The organism is Stenotrophomonas sp. TEPEL (assembly GCF_004348785.1).
GTDB classification, from domain to species: domain Bacteria; phylum Pseudomonadota; class Gammaproteobacteria; order Xanthomonadales; family Xanthomonadaceae; genus Stenotrophomonas; species Stenotrophomonas indicatrix.
This window is the reverse complement of record NZ_QQXJ01000001.1, coordinates 3,441,512-3,457,582: the sequence shown is the minus strand read 5'-3', so window position 1 is coordinate 3,457,582 and position 16,071 is coordinate 3,441,512. Positions and strand designations below refer to the sequence as shown.

Annotated in this window: 14 protein-coding genes; 6 read left to right on the top strand and 8 right to left on the bottom strand. The window is 67.3% G+C overall.

The annotated features are described in order from the left end of the window. Window positions 1–119 precede the first annotated feature (119 nt). The 3 genes from TEP_RS15905 to ahpC all read right to left on the bottom strand — a co-directional run bounded on the left by TEP_RS15905 (window position 120) and on the right by ahpC (window position 3,547). A complete protein-coding gene (locus TEP_RS15905) occupies window positions 120–1,085 on the bottom strand; it encodes a LysR substrate-binding domain-containing protein (protein WP_132825897.1) in 966 nt (321 codons plus the stop codon). 80 nt (window positions 1,086–1,165) lie between these two features. Then, window positions 1,166–2,758: an alkyl hydroperoxide reductase subunit F gene (gene ahpF / locus TEP_RS15900; protein WP_132825896.1), complete on the bottom strand. Its 1,593-nt coding sequence runs from the start codon at window positions 2,756–2,758 to the stop codon at window positions 1,166–1,168. A 225-nt stretch (window positions 2,759–2,983) separates the two neighbouring features. After that, complete coding sequence (ahpC, locus tag TEP_RS15895; RefSeq protein WP_025877950.1) at window positions 2,984–3,547, bottom strand: alkyl hydroperoxide reductase subunit C; 564 nt, start codon at window positions 3,545–3,547, stop codon at window positions 2,984–2,986. Between the two features lie 306 nt (window positions 3,548–3,853). Between ahpC and prmC the strand changes: the two genes are divergently transcribed. Together prmC and pip are read left to right on the top strand one after the other, a co-directional pair. Beyond that, entirely contained in the window at window positions 3,854–4,711 is an 858-nt protein-coding gene (gene prmC / locus TEP_RS15890) for a peptide chain release factor N(5)-glutamine methyltransferase (RefSeq protein ID WP_132825895.1), read from the top strand. A 49-nt stretch (window positions 4,712–4,760) separates the two neighbouring features. Next, window positions 4,761–5,702 (top strand): prolyl aminopeptidase, encoded by a 942-nt coding sequence (gene pip, locus TEP_RS15885; protein ID WP_093818962.1) that lies wholly within the window; start codon window positions 4,761–4,763, stop codon window positions 5,700–5,702. A gap of 481 nt (window positions 5,703–6,183) precedes the next feature. Here the strand turns inward: pip and TEP_RS15880 are convergent, their stop codons facing one another. Beyond that, a complete protein-coding gene (locus TEP_RS15880; protein WP_132826554.1) occupies window positions 6,184–7,068 on the bottom strand; it encodes a LysR family transcriptional regulator in 885 nt (294 codons plus the stop codon). A 106-nt stretch (window positions 7,069–7,174) separates the two neighbouring features. Between TEP_RS15880 and TEP_RS15875 the strand changes: the two genes are divergently transcribed. Both TEP_RS15875 and TEP_RS15870 read left to right on the top strand, forming a co-directional pair. Further along, window positions 7,175–8,593, top strand: coding sequence for an MFS transporter (locus TEP_RS15875; RefSeq protein ID WP_132825894.1), 1,419 nt, complete (start codon window positions 7,175–7,177; stop codon window positions 8,591–8,593). Beyond that, window positions 8,590–9,261: a hypothetical protein gene (locus TEP_RS15870; RefSeq protein ID WP_132825893.1), complete on the top strand. Its 672-nt coding sequence runs from the start codon at window positions 8,590–8,592 to the stop codon at window positions 9,259–9,261. The genes TEP_RS15875 and TEP_RS15870 overlap by 4 nt, the downstream gene beginning before the upstream one ends. 115 nt (window positions 9,262–9,376) lie before the next feature. Here the strand turns inward: TEP_RS15870 and TEP_RS15865 are convergent, their stop codons facing one another. The 4 genes from TEP_RS15865 to TEP_RS15850 are packed head-to-tail and all read right to left on the bottom strand — an operon-like array spanning window position 9,377 to window position 12,237. Next, window positions 9,377–10,174, bottom strand: a complete 798-nt coding sequence (locus tag TEP_RS15865; RefSeq protein WP_132825892.1) for an N-formylglutamate amidohydrolase — start codon at window positions 10,172–10,174, stop codon at window positions 9,377–9,379. Then, window positions 10,167–10,721, bottom strand: coding sequence for an NUDIX hydrolase (locus TEP_RS15860; RefSeq protein WP_093818967.1), 555 nt, complete (start codon window positions 10,719–10,721; stop codon window positions 10,167–10,169). The genes TEP_RS15865 and TEP_RS15860 overlap by 8 nt, the downstream gene beginning before the upstream one ends. Beyond that, window positions 10,718–11,653, bottom strand: a complete 936-nt coding sequence (locus tag TEP_RS15855; RefSeq protein WP_132826553.1) for a 5'-3' exonuclease H3TH domain-containing protein — start codon at window positions 11,651–11,653, stop codon at window positions 10,718–10,720. The genes TEP_RS15860 and TEP_RS15855 overlap by 4 nt, the downstream gene beginning before the upstream one ends. 5 nt (window positions 11,654–11,658) lie before the next feature. Next, the gene (locus tag TEP_RS15850; protein WP_025877963.1) at window positions 11,659–12,237 is read right to left on the bottom strand and encodes a nitroreductase; all 579 of its coding nucleotides are present in this window, start codon (window positions 12,235–12,237) and stop codon (window positions 11,659–11,661) included. A gap of 332 nt (window positions 12,238–12,569) precedes the next feature. On the opposite strand from TEP_RS15850, the gene TEP_RS15845 reads away from it, so the two are divergent. Continuing rightward, complete coding sequence (locus TEP_RS15845) at window positions 12,570–14,891, top strand: DUF1631 domain-containing protein (RefSeq protein WP_132825891.1); 2,322 nt, start codon at window positions 12,570–12,572, stop codon at window positions 14,889–14,891. Window positions 14,892–14,943: 52 nt separating this feature from the next. Continuing rightward, entirely contained in the window at window positions 14,944–16,023 is a 1,080-nt protein-coding gene (locus TEP_RS15840; protein ID WP_132825890.1) for an NAD(P) transhydrogenase subunit alpha, read from the top strand. Window positions 16,024–16,071 lie beyond the last annotated feature (48 nt).

Genomic DNA, 16,071 nt, shown 5'->3' with positions numbered 1-16,071 from the left:
ACGCTCCTTGGTTGAAAACCATGCAAAAGGCGGCGCCTGCTGGCGCCGCCTGACTGTATTGTGGGGACAAATGCGACCGGAATCGACTCCCGCCGGTTTCGACACCCGGCCGCGGTGCCTCAGCCGTTCAGCACCGGGGCGGGCAGGGCGGCGGCATCGCCGCTTGGCGGGGCCAGCGCCTCCAGCGTGAACAGCGCATCGGGCAGGCGCTTGAACTGCTCGGCCAGCTCCATCAGGAACTCGTTCATCGCCGAGCTGCGGCGCCAGATCATGGCGATGCGACGGCTGGGACGGCCCTCGCCGACGAAGTCGAGCAGGCGGATGTTGTTCGAACGCGGCACCGGCGGCTGTACCGACAGGCTGGGCAGCAGGGTGATGCCCACGTCGGCGGCGACCATCTGTCGCAGCGTTTCCAGGCTCGTGGCGCGGAATTCGGACTTTTCGTTGGCGCCGAACAGGCGGCAGACTTCCAGCGCCTGGTCACGCAGGCAGTGGCCATCTTCCAGCAGCAGCAGCTTCTGCGTGGCCAGTTCCTGTACGTCCAGATGCTCGCGCGTGGCCAGCGGATGGCGGCCGGAAACGGCCAGCAGGAACGGTTCCTCGAACAGGAATTCGGCGTGCAGCTGGTCGTCGATCACCGGCAGTGCCAACAGTGCAGCGTCGAGCCTGCCTTCGCGCAGGCGCTCCAGCAGCACATCGCTCTTTTCCTCCACCAGCAGCAGTTCCAGCTCGGGGAAGCGCGTGCGGATGCGCGGAATCACGTGCGGCAACAGGTAGGGGCCCAGGGTGGGGAAGATCCCCAGGCGCACCGTGCCCGCTTCGGGATCGCGGCTGCGTCGCGCCGCTTCCTTCAGCTGTTCCACTTCGGCCACGATCACCCGTGCCCGCGCGGCCGCTTCGTGGCCGGCGGGGGTCAACATCACCTTGCGCGGTGCGCGTTCCACCAGCGGCAGGCCCAGTTCCTCTTCCAGCTTGCGGATCTGGGTCGACAGCGTGGGCTGGCTGACGAAGCAGGACGCGGCGGCCCGGCCGAAGTGCTTGTGATCGGCCAGGGCCACCAGGTATTTCAGGTCACGCAGGTTCATCCTCAGACCTCTCGGGGTACTGCACCGGCAGGGTGTGCCCAGCCGGTTGATGGTGCTCCCGATGGTCTGGGAACATTGGATCAGGCTGCTTCGGCCACCGCACCGCTGCTCTTGGCAACCGGGGAGCGGATCAGGTGATCGAAAGCGCTCAGTGCGGCGGTCGAACCGGCGCCCATCGCGATGATGATCTGCTTGTAGGGTACCGTCGTGCAATCGCCCGCGGCGAACACGCCCGGCAGATTGGTCTGCCCGCGGTCATCGATGACGATCTCGCCACGCGGCGAAAGGGCCACGGTGTCCTTCAGCCATTCGGTGTTCGGCAGCAGGCCGATCTGCACGAAGATGCCTTCCAGTTCGACGCGATGGGAGTCGCCGCCGACACGGTCCTTGTAGACCAGGCCGGTGACGCGGCTGCCGTCGCCCAGCACTTCGGTGGTCTGCGCGCTGGTCAGCACGGTGACATTGGCCAGGCTGCGCAGCTTCTTCTGCAGCACTTCGTCGGCACGCAGGCTCGAATCGAACTCCAGCAGGGTCACATGCGACACGATGCCGGCCAGATCGATGGCCGCTTCAACGCCGGAATTGCCGCCGCCGATCACCGCCACGCGCTTGCCCTTGAACAGCGGGCCGTCGCAGTGCGGGCAGTACGCCACGCCCTTGTTGCGGTACTGGTCTTCGCCGGGCACGTTCATCTGCCGCCAGCGCGCGCCGGTGGACAGGATCACCGAGCGCGACTTCAACACCGCGCCGTTTTCCAGCTGCACCTGCACCAGGCCGTCTTCGCCGGCGGGCACCAGCGCACTGGCGCGCTGCAGGTCCATGATGTCGACTTCGTACTCGCGCACATGCTGTTCCAGCGCCGTGGCCAGCTTCGGGCCCTCGGTCTCCTTCACCGAAATGAAGTTCTCGATCGCCATGGTGTCCAGCACCTGGCCACCGAAACGCTCGGCGGCGATGCCGGTACGGATGCCCTTGCGCGCGGCATAGATCGCCGCAGCGGCGCCGGCCGGGCCACCACCGACCACCAGCACGTCAAAGGCATCCTTGGCGGCGATCTTCTCGGCATCGCGCTTGCTGGCGTTGGTGTCCAGCTTGGCCACGATCTGCTCGAGGGTCATGCGGCCCTGGTCGAACACCGCGCCGTTGAGGTAGACGGTCGGCACCGACATGATCTCGCGCTGCTCGACTTCCTCCTGGAACAGCGCGCCGTCGATGGCCACGTGCTGGATGCGCGGGTTGAGCACCGCAGCCAGGTTCAGTGCCTGCACCACGTCCGGGCAGTTCTGGCAGGACAGCGAGAAATAGGTTTCAAACCGGTAGTCGCCTTCCAGGTTCTGCACCTGCTCGATCAGCTCGGCAGTGGCCTTGGACGGATGCCCGCCGACCTGCAGCAGGGCCAGCACCAGCGAGGTGAATTCGTGGCCCATCGGCAGGCCGGCGAAGGTCAGGTGGATGTCCTGGCCCGGCGTGCCCAGGTCGAAGGACGGCACGCGACCCTGGCCGTCGCGCAGCACCTGCAGCGAGATCTTGTCCGACAGGCTTTCCAGGGTCTGCAGCAGGTCCAGCATCTCCTGCGACTTGGCACCATCGTCGGCATGCGCGGTGATCTGGATCGGGCGGGTCACGCGCTCCAGATAGGTCTTCAGCTGCGACTGCAGGTTGGCGTCCAACATGGTCTTCTCCTGGCTTCAGGCAAAACGGGGGCGTGGCACCGCTGTAGAAGGTAGCGGACCAGCAGGGGGTAGGGGTGAACCCAAGGCAGCAGAGACAGCTGTGGAAGGGGCTGGCGAGCGGTGGCTTGCGGGCTCGGCTGTCTTGGGTTCACCCCCACGCCGGCGATGTGGCCGGCACGGGGATGGGCGCGCCGCAGCGTGGGGCTGCGGCAGACCGGTACTGCTTCAGATCTTGCCGACCAGGTCCAGCGACGGGGTCAGGGTCTTCTCGCCTTCCTTCCACTTGGCCGGGCAGACCTGGTTCGGGTTGGCGGCGGTGAACTGGGCAGCCTTCAGCTTGCGCAGGGTCTCGGAGACGTCACGGGCGATCTCGTTGGAGTGGATCTCCAGGGTCTTGATCACGCCTTCCGGGTTGATGATGAAGGTGCCGCGCAGGGCCAGGCCTTCTTCCTCGATGTGCACGCCGAAGGCGCGGGTCAGCTGGTGGGTCGGGTCGCCGACCAGCGGGAACTGGGCCTTGCCCACGGCCGGCGAGGTTTCGTGCCAGACCTTGTGCGAGAAGTGGGTGTCGGTGGTGACGATGTAGACCTCGGCGCCAGCCTTCTTGAACTCGGCGTAATGGTCAGCGGCGTCTTCGATCTCGGTCGGGCAGTTGAAGGTGAAGGCTGCCGGCATGAAGATCAGGACCGACCACTGGCCCTTCAGGGTGCTGTCGGAGACCTTGATGAACTCGCCATTCAGGTAAGCGTTGGCTTCGAACGGCTGGATCTGGGTGTTGATCAGGGACATCGTTTTTCCTCTGGGTGAAGGGGAGTGGGTGAATCGACAGGACCTAGGTTACTGGTTCCATTTCGATAAGGACAATGCATTGATTACATCCATTTGATAGATGCAGTCTATTGATGTGCGCTGAGCCGGCAATGAATCAGGCCACCTGCATCCTGCAACCCGCTGTATGACAAGGGAAATCATCAGCGGCTGCGGAAACCGGTCGATAGGTCTCTCATATCCCACCGCAGCGAATCCCGCCCCAGCGAACCTGAACGGTTTCCAGACTCTACAATTGCGGGCCCACCGCCCGCGCCAGTGCCTGCCATGCCCGCCGATTCCGAACCGTCCCTGCGCCAGGTCGTGGCCGACGCCAGCGGCCGCCTGGGGGGCGCCGAGGCCCGTCATGAAGCGGAGCTGCTGCTGCTGCATGTGCTGCAGCGACCGCGCAGCTGGTTGTTCGCGCACGCTACCGATCCACTGCCCGCCGCCGAGCAGGCCGCGTTCGAGGCCTTGCTGGACCGGCGCCTGGCTGGCGAACCGGTGGCCTACCTGACCGGCCGCCGTGGTTTCTGGACCCTCGATCTGGAAGTCGACCCCGCCACCCTGATTCCGCGCCCGGAAACCGAACTGCTGGTGGAACTGGCGCTGGATCGCCTGCCGCCGGACCGTGCACTGCGGTTGGCCGATCTTGGCACCGGCAGCGGCGCGATTGCATTGGCCTTGGCCAGCGAACGACCTCAGGCGCAGGTGCTGGCCACCGACGCCAGTTCCGCTGCGCTGGCGGTGGCGGCCCGCAACGCCGCGCGCCACGAGCTGGGCAACGTGCGTTTTGCCGAAGGGGGGCACGACTGGTACGCGCCGCTGCACGGTGAACGCTTCGACCTGATCGCCAGCAATCCCCCCTATATCGCCAGCGACGACCCGCACCTGCAACAGGGCGACCTGCGCTTCGAGCCGGCCACGGCGCTGGCCTCGGGCGTTGATGGGCTGGATGACATCCGTCGCATCGTCGCCGGCGGCGGCGACTACCTGCAGCCCGGCGGCTGGCTGCTGATCGAACACGGCTGGGACCAGGGCGATGCCATCGGCGCGCTGTTCGCGCAGGCCGGCTACATCGACGTGCAGACCGTGCAGGACCTGGAGCAGCGCGACCGGGTCACCCTGGGCCGGCGACCGGCCTAGAATGGGGGTTCTCCTGCCAAGGGCAGGGCACCACCACGGAGCTGCAAGCATGCGTACGCTGTACCCCGCCATCACCCCTTACGACGTCGGCACCCTGAAGGTCGACGACCGCCACACGCTGTACTTCGAACAGTGCGGCAACCCGGACGGCAAGCCGGTGGTGATGCTGCATGGTGGGCCCGGCGGCGGCTGCAGCGACAAGATGCGCCAGTTCCACGACCCGGCCAGGTACCGCATCATCCTCTTCGACCAGCGCGGTGCCGGTCGTTCCACCCCGCACGCCGATCTGGTGGACAACACCACCTGGGACCTGGTGGCCGACATCGAGAAGCTGCGCGAGCACCTCAAGGTCGATCGCTGGCAGGTGTTCGGTGGCAGCTGGGGCTCGACCCTGGCGTTGGCCTATGCGCAGACCCATCCGCAGCGCGTGACCGAACTGGTGCTGCGCGGCATCTTCATGCTGCGCCGCTGGGAGCTGGAATGGTTCTACCAGGAAGGCGCCAACCGCCTGTTCCCGGATGCGTGGGAGCACTACCTCAAGCCGATTCCGGCGGTGGAACGCCATGATCTGATCTCCGCTTTCCATCGCCGCCTGACCAGCGAAGACGAAGCAACGCGCCTGGACGCAGCCAAGGCCTGGGCAGTGTGGGAGGGCGCGACCAGCTTCCTGCACGTGGACGACGACTTCATCAACAGCCATGAAGACCCGCACTTCGCGCTGGCGTTTGCCCGCATCGAAAACCACTACTTCGTCAACGGCGGTTTCTTCGAAGTGGAAGACCAGCTGCTGCGCGACGCGCACCGCATCGCCGACATCCCGGGCGTGATCGTGCACGGCCGTTACGACGTGGTCTGCCCGCTGGCCAACGCCTGGGACCTGACCAAGGTGTGGCCGAAGGCGAAGCTGGAGATCACCCCGGCCTCGGGGCATTCGGCGTTCGAAGCAGAGAACGTCGACGCGCTGGTGCGTGCCACCGATAGCTTCGCCTGATCGGGTGGTGGTAGTGCCGGCCGCTGGCCGGCAACGCCTTACCGGTAGCGCCGGGCCATGCCCGGCGGCTTTTGCGTTGAAACGCTCATCCACGCATGGCGTGGATCTACCACGGCCCAGTAGAGCCAGGCCATGCCTGGCTGCGTTTGCGTTGAAACGCTCATCCACGCATGGCGTGGATCTACCACGGCCCAGTAGAGCCAGGCCATGCCTGGCTGCTTTTGCATTGAAACGCTTATCCACGCATGCCGTGGATCTACTACTGCCCAGTAGGGCCAGGCCATGCCTGGCTGCTTTTGCATTGAGACGCTCATCCACGCATGGCGTGGATCTACTACTGCCCAGTAGGGCCAGGCCATGCCTGGCTGCTTTTGCATTGAAACGCTCATCCACGCACGGCGTGGATCTACCACGGCCCAGTAGAGCCAGGCCATGCCTGGCTGCTTTTGCATTGAAACGCTCATCCACGCATGGCGTGGATCTACCAATCCCCGGCCAACAACGCTTCGGCCAGCACCTGCAGTTTCGGTGAGTGCTGGCGCGAGGGCGGGTAGATCAACGACAGCGCGCGGCTGCGGCCTTCGAACGGCTGCAGCACGCGCTGCAGGCGGCCATCGGCCAACGCGTCGGCCACCGCGAAATCCATCACCTGCACGATGCCGATGCCCGCAATCGCTGCCTCCACCAACGGGTCGCCGCAGTCGAACACCACCCGCGTCGGCGGCGTGACTTCGCGCAGCTGCCCGTCCTGCAGGAATTGCCAGTCCACCAGCCGGCCACTGCGCAGGTTGCGCACCGCCAGGCAGACATGGTTCTGCAATGCCGCCACATTGGCAGGCTCACCCTGCGCGGCCAGGTAGGCCGGGCTGGCCACGGTCACCCAGCGCAGTGGCTTCAACGGACGCGCCACCATGCGCTGGTCGGCGATGGTGCCGGTGCGCAGGGCGGCGTCGAAGCCTTCCTCCACCAGATCCACCAGGCGGTCGCTGAGCACCGCTTCCACCTGCAGCTGCGGATGCTGCTGCAGCAACGGTCCCAGCAACGGCACCAGCACCTTGCGCCCGAACATCGACGGAGCGCTGATCTTCAACGTGCCCGATGGCGTGCAGGGGCGGTCGGCCAGCAGCCGCTCGGCGTCTTCCATCCCGCACAGCAACGGTCCCACCTGCTCGACGAACTGCTGGCCATCCGGGGTCAGCGCGACATTGCGCGTATTCCGCTGCAGCAGCTTCACCCCCAGCGAGGCTTCCAGCCGGCCGATCGCGCGTGACAGCCCGGACTGGCTCAAGCCGAGCTGGCCGGCGGCGACGGTGAAGCTGCGCGCCTCGGCCACCTGCACCAGCATGCGCACCGCATTGAGGTCCATCGAGGATCCATTCATGCAGAAAATCATGACAGAAATCGCGCTGAGGGGGTTTATTGATTCAGCTGCATCAATGAGACTGCCGTCCCCCCTCCGAACCGGGCGCCGCATGCCTCCCCTGAAATACCCGCGCTGGGCGCTGACCCTGCTGGCCACCGCGCAGCTGATCATCGCTCTGGACGCCACCATCATCTTCGTCGCCCTGCACGACATGGGCCGCGCGCTGCAGATCAATGCGCAGCAGCTGCAGTGGGTGGTCAGCGCCTATACGGTGGCCTTTGGCGGCAGCTTGCTGCTGGGCGGGCGTGCGGCCGATCTGCTGGGCCGCCGCCGCTTCTACCGGCTGGGCATGCTGCTGTTCGCGCTGGCCTCGCTGCTGGGTGCGCTGGCGCCCAATGCCACACTGCTGATCGTGGCGCGTGCGGCGCAGGGCATCGGTGCGGCGCTGCTGTTTCCGGCCACCCTGGCCCTGATCAATACGCTGTATGCAGAGGGCCCGGTGCGCAACCGCGCGCTGGCAATCTGGAGCATGGCCAGTGCGGCGGGCCTCGCATTGGGGACGCTGCTGGGCGGCGTGCTGACCCAGGCGTTCGGCTGGCCGGCGGTGCTGGCGGTGATCGTGCCGTTGGCCACGGCCTGTGCGGTCGCCGCGGGCGCGTGGCTGCCGGCCGATGGCCCGCGCGTGCGCGGCCGTTCCTTCGATCTGGCCGGTTGCCTCACCGTCACCGCCGGCGGCAGCCTGCTGGTCACCACCCTGGTGCAGGGGCCGGAATGGGGCTGGACCGCGCCGGCCACGCTCATCTGCCTGTTGCTGTCAGCCGTGCTGCTGACGGTGTTCGTACAGATCGAAAAGCGCAGCCGCGACCCGCTGATGCAGTTCGCGCTGCTGCGCCTGCCCGGCCTGCGTGCAGCACTCGGCCTGACCTTCGCGTTCATGAGCAGCTATGGCGTGCAGTACTACTTCCTGGCGCTGTACTTCCAGGATGGCTATGGCTGGAGCCCGCTGCAGGCCGGCATGGCCTTCCTGCTGCCGACGCTGGTGTGCACCTTCGGCATCCGCATTGCCGAGCGCATGCTGCAGCGCCGTTCGCCGCGGCAGGTGCTGGCCTGGGGCTTCGCCGCCGGTGCCATCGGCATCACCGCGGTGGCGCTGGCGATGCCGCACGGCGCCAGCTACTGGCCGCTGCTGCCGGGCATCGTGGTGCTCAGCGTGGGCCAGGGCATGAGTTGGACGGCGATGTGGATCGTGGCCGGGCAGGGCGTTCCGGGGCCGCAGCAGGGTGTGGCGTCCGGCATGGCCGCTACCGCACAGCAGATCGGCGGCGCGTTGGGACTGGCAGTACTGGTGATGGTGGCCAACGCCGCACGCGGCACGCAGGCGGCAACCAGTCCCGATGCCCTGCAGGGCATGGTCAATGCACAGTACGGTGCCGCGCTGTTCGCCGCGCTCGGCGTGGTCATCGCGCTGGGCCTGCGTCCGGCACCGGTAGACTGCAGCTCTCCCGACGCGCTGCCCAACGACGCATGATTGCACGGCTTGATCTTCGCCAGACGCTGGACGCGTTTGCCGCCTGCAATGACGACCACGACGTATGGGCGTCGTTCGGCTGGGTGCATGCCAGCGAGGGCGATCTGCTGGCAGCGCGTTTCTGGTTGCCGGCAGATGAAGACGCCGCGTTCGATGACGACGGTGAGGTGCCCGAGGCCGTGCAGGCGCTGGGCCTGTCGGCCTGCCTGGAACCGGCCACGTTCGCTGACGTACTGGATGTGCAGAAGCGCCAGCGTCCGCTCTCATCCCTGCAGGATTACGCCGAAGCGCTGGCGTACTACGCCGAGTACGACGCCTTCCTGCAGGTGGACAGTGTCGATGAAGCGCTGGGCGAGGCTGGTGCCGCCGAGCAGGACGCTGCGCGCGCAGCCGGTGTCGGGCCGGGCATCTTCGCCGCGTTCGAGTTGACGCTGGCGGCGTGTGCGGGCGAACAGATCAAGGGAGCGGCACAGCGCGTCGCGCAGCTGCTCGACATTCCGGTGGGCGAAGCGCTGGCACGCTGTCGCGCGCTGCCGGTGTTGCTGGGGGAAGCGCTGGATCGGCGTCGCGCCCAGGCGATCAAGGACGATTTTGAAGCGATCGGCGTCCGCGTGCAGGTGCGCGGATTCAAACCGTTCCCGTGGATGGATGTTCCCGTGCTGCGTTGACGAAAATCATCCACGCATGGCGTGGATCTACTGGGAACCGGCCTCGTTCTTTCTTTTCGCCGAATGCGGATGTCCGTCAGCGCTGCAGTAGATCCACGCCATGCGTGGATGGGGGTCATCCGAACGCCAACAACTGCGGCTGCAACGCGCTGAAAATACGTGCCAGCCGCTCCGCCCACGCCTGCTGCCCGGCGGCATCGGCGATCAGGTCCTGGCGGATTTCCAGTTCCACATGCACCAGGCCGCGACCTTCGCCATGCACGGGCACAGCGTAGTCGCTGCTGCTGTTGACCGAATACGGTTCGTTGTCGCCCACCACCAGGTCGCCTTCATCGCGCAGTGCCTGCAGCAGGGCGTGGGCAAAACGCGTGTCCTGGTGGTACAGCACGCCGGCGTGCCAGGGGCGCTGCATGCCGTTCATCACCGGGGTGAAGCTGTGCATCATCACCAGCAGCGTCGGCCGTCCCGCATCGCGGCGCGCATCCAGTTCGGCATCAATGCGTGCATGGTAGGGGGCGTGGATCGCATCGATGCGCTGCTGCCGCTGCGCGGGCGACAGCCCGGCATTGCCCGGCACCACGGTATGGTCGCTGACCTCGGGGATCAGCGTCGGCGAAACCAACGGCCGGTTGCAGTCGATCAGCAGCCGCGAATAGGTCTGCTCGATCGCCCACGCATCCAGCCGCTCGGCCAATGCACGGGTGGTGCCGCCGATGCCGATGTCCCAGCCGATATGCCGGTCCAGTTCGGCCTGCGGCAATCCAAGGTCGGCCAGTGCACGCGGCACCTGTTGGCCGGCATGGTCGGCCAGCAGCAGGAACGGCGAGGCGCCCTGCGCACGGTGCACGCTGAAGATCGCCGGATCGTCGGCGCCCAGCAGTGCCGGCAGCGCGTGCAGGCCGGCGTCAGCCACGGGGCCGGCCGTCCAGATGGTGCTCGATCATCCACAGGCCGGCCCACAGCTTGGCATCGGCTTCATAGCCTTCGGCCATTTTCTGCACCAGCCAGGCGGCCGCCTGCGCGCGCGGCACTTCATGCACGGTGATGTCCTCGCTCTCGTCGCCGCCGCCTTCGCCGATGCGACGCAGGCCGGTGGCACGCACGAAGGCGATCTTCTCGCTGCTGGCACCAGAGGAGGTGGGGCCGATCATCAGCACTTCGGCGTGCTCGGCGGTCCAGCCGGTCTCCTCTTCCAGCTCGCGTACAGCGGAAACTTCGATGGACTCGCCCGCATCGATGTCGCCGACCAGCCCGGCCGGCATCTCGATGGTCGACGCCTGCAGCGGCACGCGGAACTGCTCGACGAACAGCACCTTGTCCTCGGGGGTGACGGCAATGATGATCGCGGCCAGGCCGCCGGCGTGGGTGCGTTCGCTGTATTCCCAGCTGCCGCGCACGACCATGCGCTGGTACTTGCCTTCGTAGACGACACGCGGTGCTTCGGTATTGCGCTGGCTCATGCGGGCTCGCTGGAAGTAGGGGCGGGGTCGGAAATGCCGGCGGCACTGAACAGCCGGCGGCGGGTCATGGGGCCGAAGCGCAGGGTCTGGCACAGGCCACCGAGCAGCTCTGGATCGGCCGCCTGGCGCGGCATGCCGGGCTGGCAGCCTTCCAAGGGGGCGTCCAGGGAGATGGTGGTCAGCTGGCGCCAGAGCTGGGCGTGCTCGCGCTGCTCGCGCAGGCGCACCGCCATCTGCGCCGCGCCGCGCAGGCGCAGGAACGGCACTTCGTCCAGGCATTCGTACAGCACGTCCATGCTGCCGAAATGGGCCAGCAGCACGGCCGCCGACTTGGCGCCGACACCACTGATGCCCGGAATGTTGTCGACCGCATCGCCGCACAGCGCCAGGTAATCGGCAATCTGGTGCGCGTGCACGCCGTGCCGGGCCTTGACTCCGGCCACGTCCCAGCGCTGGTTGCGTGCGTAATCCCATTGCTCGTCATGGTCGAGCAGCAGCTGCGACAGGTCCTTGTCGGCGGAAATGATCACGCCGCGATGGCTGCTGCGGTGGCCATGCAGGGCGCTGCCGATCAGGTCGTCGGCTTCGTAATCATGGTGGGCAAGTACCGCCAGGCCGAGCGCTGCGCACAACGCCTTGCAGTGCACGAACTGGCGCTTGAGCGCTTCCGGCGCCGGGTCCCGATTGGCCTTGTAGGCCGGGTACAGGCGGTGACGGAAGCCGCTGTCCAGTGCTTCGTCGAAGGCGATGGCGATGTGCCGGGGGCGTTCGCGCTCCAGCAGGTCCAGCAGGAAACGGGCGAATCCATGCACGGCGTTGGTCGGCCAGCCCTGGCTATCCTGGAATTCGTCCGGCAGCGAATGCCAGGCGCGGAACACGTAGATGCTGGCGTCGACCAGGTACAGCGGCGGTGGTATCGCCACGGGAGTCACCGCGCTCACTGGCCGGTCCAGTCCTGCAGCAGGGCAGCTGCGTCGGGGCGCTCGCGTTCAGGCACTTCGGCCTTGGGCGTGCCGATGTGGATGAAGCCGGCAATGCCTTCGCCCTCGGCCAGCCCCAGGTGGGCGTGCACGGCGGGATCGAAGGCCATCCATGCGGTCAGCCACTGCGCGCCGAAGCCCAGCGCCTGTGCCGCCTGCAACAGGGCAAAGCACACGCAGCCGGCGGTCATCAGTTGTTCCTGTGCCGGTACCTTCGGGTCCGGACGGGGGCTGGCCACCACCACGATCACCAGCGGTGCATGGCTGAAGCGCTGGCGGTCCTTCTCGAACACGGCGTCGCCGGCATGCGGGTCGCGCTCACGGCTGCGCGCGGCCAGGAAGTCGCCCAGAGTGTGACGCGCATCGCCGGCGATCTTCAGGAAGCGGAACGGTACGCGCTTGCCGTGGTCGGGCACGCGGACCGCCGAGGTCAGCATCCGCTGCAGGGTGGCCGGGTCCGGTCCGGGCTCGCCCAGTTGCCGCGAGGGCACCGAGCGACGGGCATCCAGAGCAAGCAGGGCGGCAGGGTCGGGCATGGAGTCTGAACCGGTCATCACGGGTCGCTGATTATAGTCGGGGAGGTAGATGACGCCGTTTGTGTCGCGTCAGACCCCTGAATAGCAAACTGTGATGAACATCATGCCACTGGCGGATCACGGAGCACCGCTTCCCCTCGCCTCGCAGGCCCTGCACGGCTTACGATACGTAATATTGCCGGGCCGCCGTTCATGAGGTTTGAAGTGAGGACTGTTTCACTGTCCGCGATGGGCTGGGCGGCCTACCATCGAGGGACCGGTACATGGGGTGTACCGGCCGTCGCGATGTCCATGATGTCTGTCGCACCAGAGAAGGTGGGGAGCCTTCCCGAATGATGAGCGCGCCCACTCCGATGGGATCGCCGGGTCGTGACCCGGCCCAGCTCCAGCTTGCCCGGGACATCGTCCTGCCGGCGTTGTGCCAGGCCTTTGGCGCGGCACTGGCCCGCTTCGACGATGCCCTGTTCGACCGTGCCGGCAATGCCGGCTCGTCGCAGTTGCTGTTCCTGGACGCGATGCGCGAGCTGCGTCGCCGCCGTGAAGAGATCGCCGGTGCTTTTGCCGCCCATCTCGGCCATGCCTGGGCCGGTCTGGCGGCGGGCGAGCCCGTCTCTGCCGAGCTGACCCTGGCCGGGCAGGCCCAGGATGGCCTGAGCCTGGTGCCGGAACATGTACTGGAATCACGGCTGGCGGTGCGCAACTTCGCCACCGTGCTGCTGCGCGACTTCAAGCCGGTACTGGCACGGCTCGACCGCCGCCTGGGCTGGCTGGGCGGCGGTATCGAACTCGATGCCGACCGCAACCCGATCAGCCCCGAACACCTGGGCGTGGCCATCCACGAAGCCTTTGCCGGCTGCGAGCTGGCCCCGGAAGTCCACCTGGTGCTGATCAAGCTGTGCGAGCGCGACCTGCGCGCGCCGGTGGGCCGCATCTACGAAAAACTGGACGAGCACCTGGCCGCGGCCGGGGTGATGTCGCAGATGGGGGCGCCGCGCCGGCCACTGGCGCCGGCCCCGGCGCAGCACGTTCCGCATGGCTTGGATGATCTGGTCGAGCAGCGCACGGCATCGGGCTTCGACAACGAATTCAATGACGACGAACAGGCCGCGCCGGCCTGGGCACAGCGGTTTGCCGCGCGCTGGTCCGAGCGTCGTGGCCACATGCAGCAGCATGCCGGTGGCGAAGAGAGCCCGTCCGGCGAAGCCTATTCCGGCCAGCAGGGCATGCTGCTGGAAGCGCTGCACGAGCTGCTGCAGCAGACCCGCCATGTACGCGAGGACGCAACCTCTGCGGCGCAGGTGGCGGTCGGCCAGCATCGCCCGTTGAGCCAGCGCGAGATGATGTCGGTGCTGTCGCTGCTGCAGGCCACGCCCAGCGCGACCCTGCGTGCGGCGATCGGCGAGGATGGCGAGTCATTGGCGCAGCGGCTGAAGAGCGAAGTGCTGTCCAGCGCGACCCGGCTGGGCGTCGACCCGGGCCAGACCCGGCTGGACGCGCAGGACGAGGACGCGATCGACCTGGTTGGCATGCTGTTCGACGTGATGCTCGATGAGCGCGAACTGGAAGGCCGCTCGCGCGAGCTGATCGGTCGCCTGGTGGTTCCGTTCGTGAAGGTGGCGATGCTGGACCGCCGCATGTTCGTGCAGAAGACCCATCCGGCGCGCAAGCTGCTCAACTCGCTGGCCGAAGCCTGCGAGGGCAACACCGGCGAAAGCCAGGCCGAGCGCATGCTGATGGCCAAGGTGGAGGAGATCATCGAGCGGCTGGTCGCCGAGTTCAACGAGAACCTGGCGATCTTCCTGACCCTGGAAGAAGAATTCCGCGATTTCCTGGTACAGCACCGGCGTCGCGTGGAAATCGCCGAGCGGCGGGCCGCCGAGACCCAGCGTGGCCAGGAAAAACTGGAAATGGCCCGCACCCGTGCCGGCGCCGAACTGGATCGCCGCATCGGCGATGCCACCCTGCCGCCGGCCATCGCCGAGTTCCTTCGCCAGCCCTGGCAGCACCACCTGACCCTGGCGCTGCTGCGCGAGGGCGAGGAGGGGGCATCGGTGGCCGAGGCGCTGACCCTGGCTGATGGCCTGCTTGAGGAAGTGGCCGAGGCCCGTCGGCAGATCGTCGGCAAGCCGTGGCTGCAGGCCTGGCAGCCGATGCTGGCCAAGGTGTTTGCCAGCGTCGGCGTGCATGGCGACGCCGCCAGCGCAGCCATCGACGCGTTGCATGACACCCTGCAGGGCATCGCCGAATCGCGGCCGGAGCTCGAGCGCGCGCTGCCGGAGCTGCCGCAGGTGGTGCTGCCCGCGCCCCCGGCCCCGGAAACGCCGGCGGTGGATCTGGGCGGTACGTTCAATACCGACGATTTCGACAATGCCGATGCCGACCGCTTCCGCCGGATGGAGATCGGCAACTGGCTGGACTTCGTCGACAAGGACGGCAAGGTGCAGGCGGGCAAACTGTCCTGGATCAGCCCGATTTCCTCGCGCCTGCTGTTCGTCAACCGTCGCGGCGTGCGCTTCTGTGTGGCCTCGCCTGAAGAACTGGCGGTGATGGTGCGGCTGGGGCGGCTGCGTCCCCACATCGACGATGGCGCCTTCGACAGCGCCATGCAGGGCGTGCTCGACCGCCTCGATCCGGGTGGTGCGACGCTGCACTGAGCCACGTACGCCTGCTAGGATCGGACCCACTCACCGATCAGCGGGAATCTGCATGGCCGTGGCGTTGCTGGGGATCAAGGAGACCGCGCCGGGCGAACGACGCGTTGCGCTCACGCCGGAGACGGCGCGCAAGCTCGGTGCGCTGGGCATCACCGTGTGGTACCAGCCCGGTGCGGGCCAGGCCGCCGGTTTTACCGATGCCGCCTACGACGACGCAGGTGCCCGCGCCTTCGACGCGGCCCGTTGGGCCGAGATCGACATCCTGCTGTGCGTGCAGGCGCCACCGGCCGAGGTGCTGGCCCGGCTCAAGCCGGGCGCCAGTGTGGTCGGCCTGCTGACCCCGGCGGCTGACCCTGCGTTGGCCGCATTGGCCTCCGATGACCGCCTGTACCTGTTCCCACTGCAGCAGTTGCCGCGCACCACGCGCGCGCAGGCGATGGACGTACTCAGTTCGCAGGCCGGCATGGCCGGCTACAAGGCGGCATTGATTGCTGCCGAACGCGCGCCGCGCTTCTTCCCGATGCTGACCACGGCGGCCGGTACGGTGCGTCCAGCCAAGGTGCTGGTGATCGGCGCCGGTGTCGCCGGCCTGCAGGCCATTGCCACCTCACGCCGCCTGGGTGCGCAGGTGGAGGGCTTCGACGTGCGCCCGGAAACCCGCGAACAGATCCAGTCGCTCGGTGCGCGCTTCCTCGACCTGGGGGTGAGCGCGGTCGGCGAGGGCGGTTATGCGCGAGCGCTGACCGATGAAGAGCGTGGTGAACAGCAGCGCCGTCTTGGCGACCACCTGCGCAGCGTGGACGTGGTGATCTGCACTGCCGCGGTGCCGGGACGTCAGGCGCCGACGATCGTCACCGCCGCGATGGTCGAAGGCATGGCCGCCGGCAGCGTGATCGTTGATCTGGCCGCCGAGAGCGGTGGCAACTGCGCGTTGACCGAGCCCGGCCACTGCATCGAGCACCAGGGCGTGACCATCGATGGCCCGCTGGGCCTGGCCAGCCGGGGTGCCACCCAGGCCAGCGAGATGTATGCGCGCAACCTGATGAACTTCGTCGCCCTGTTCGTGCGCGATGGCGAGCTGGGCTTCGACTGGGAAGATGAGTTGCTGGCGAAAACGCGCTGGCAGGCCTGAGTCGGTAGCGCCGGGCCATGCCCGGCGAGCGCAGCGGCATCCGGTGAA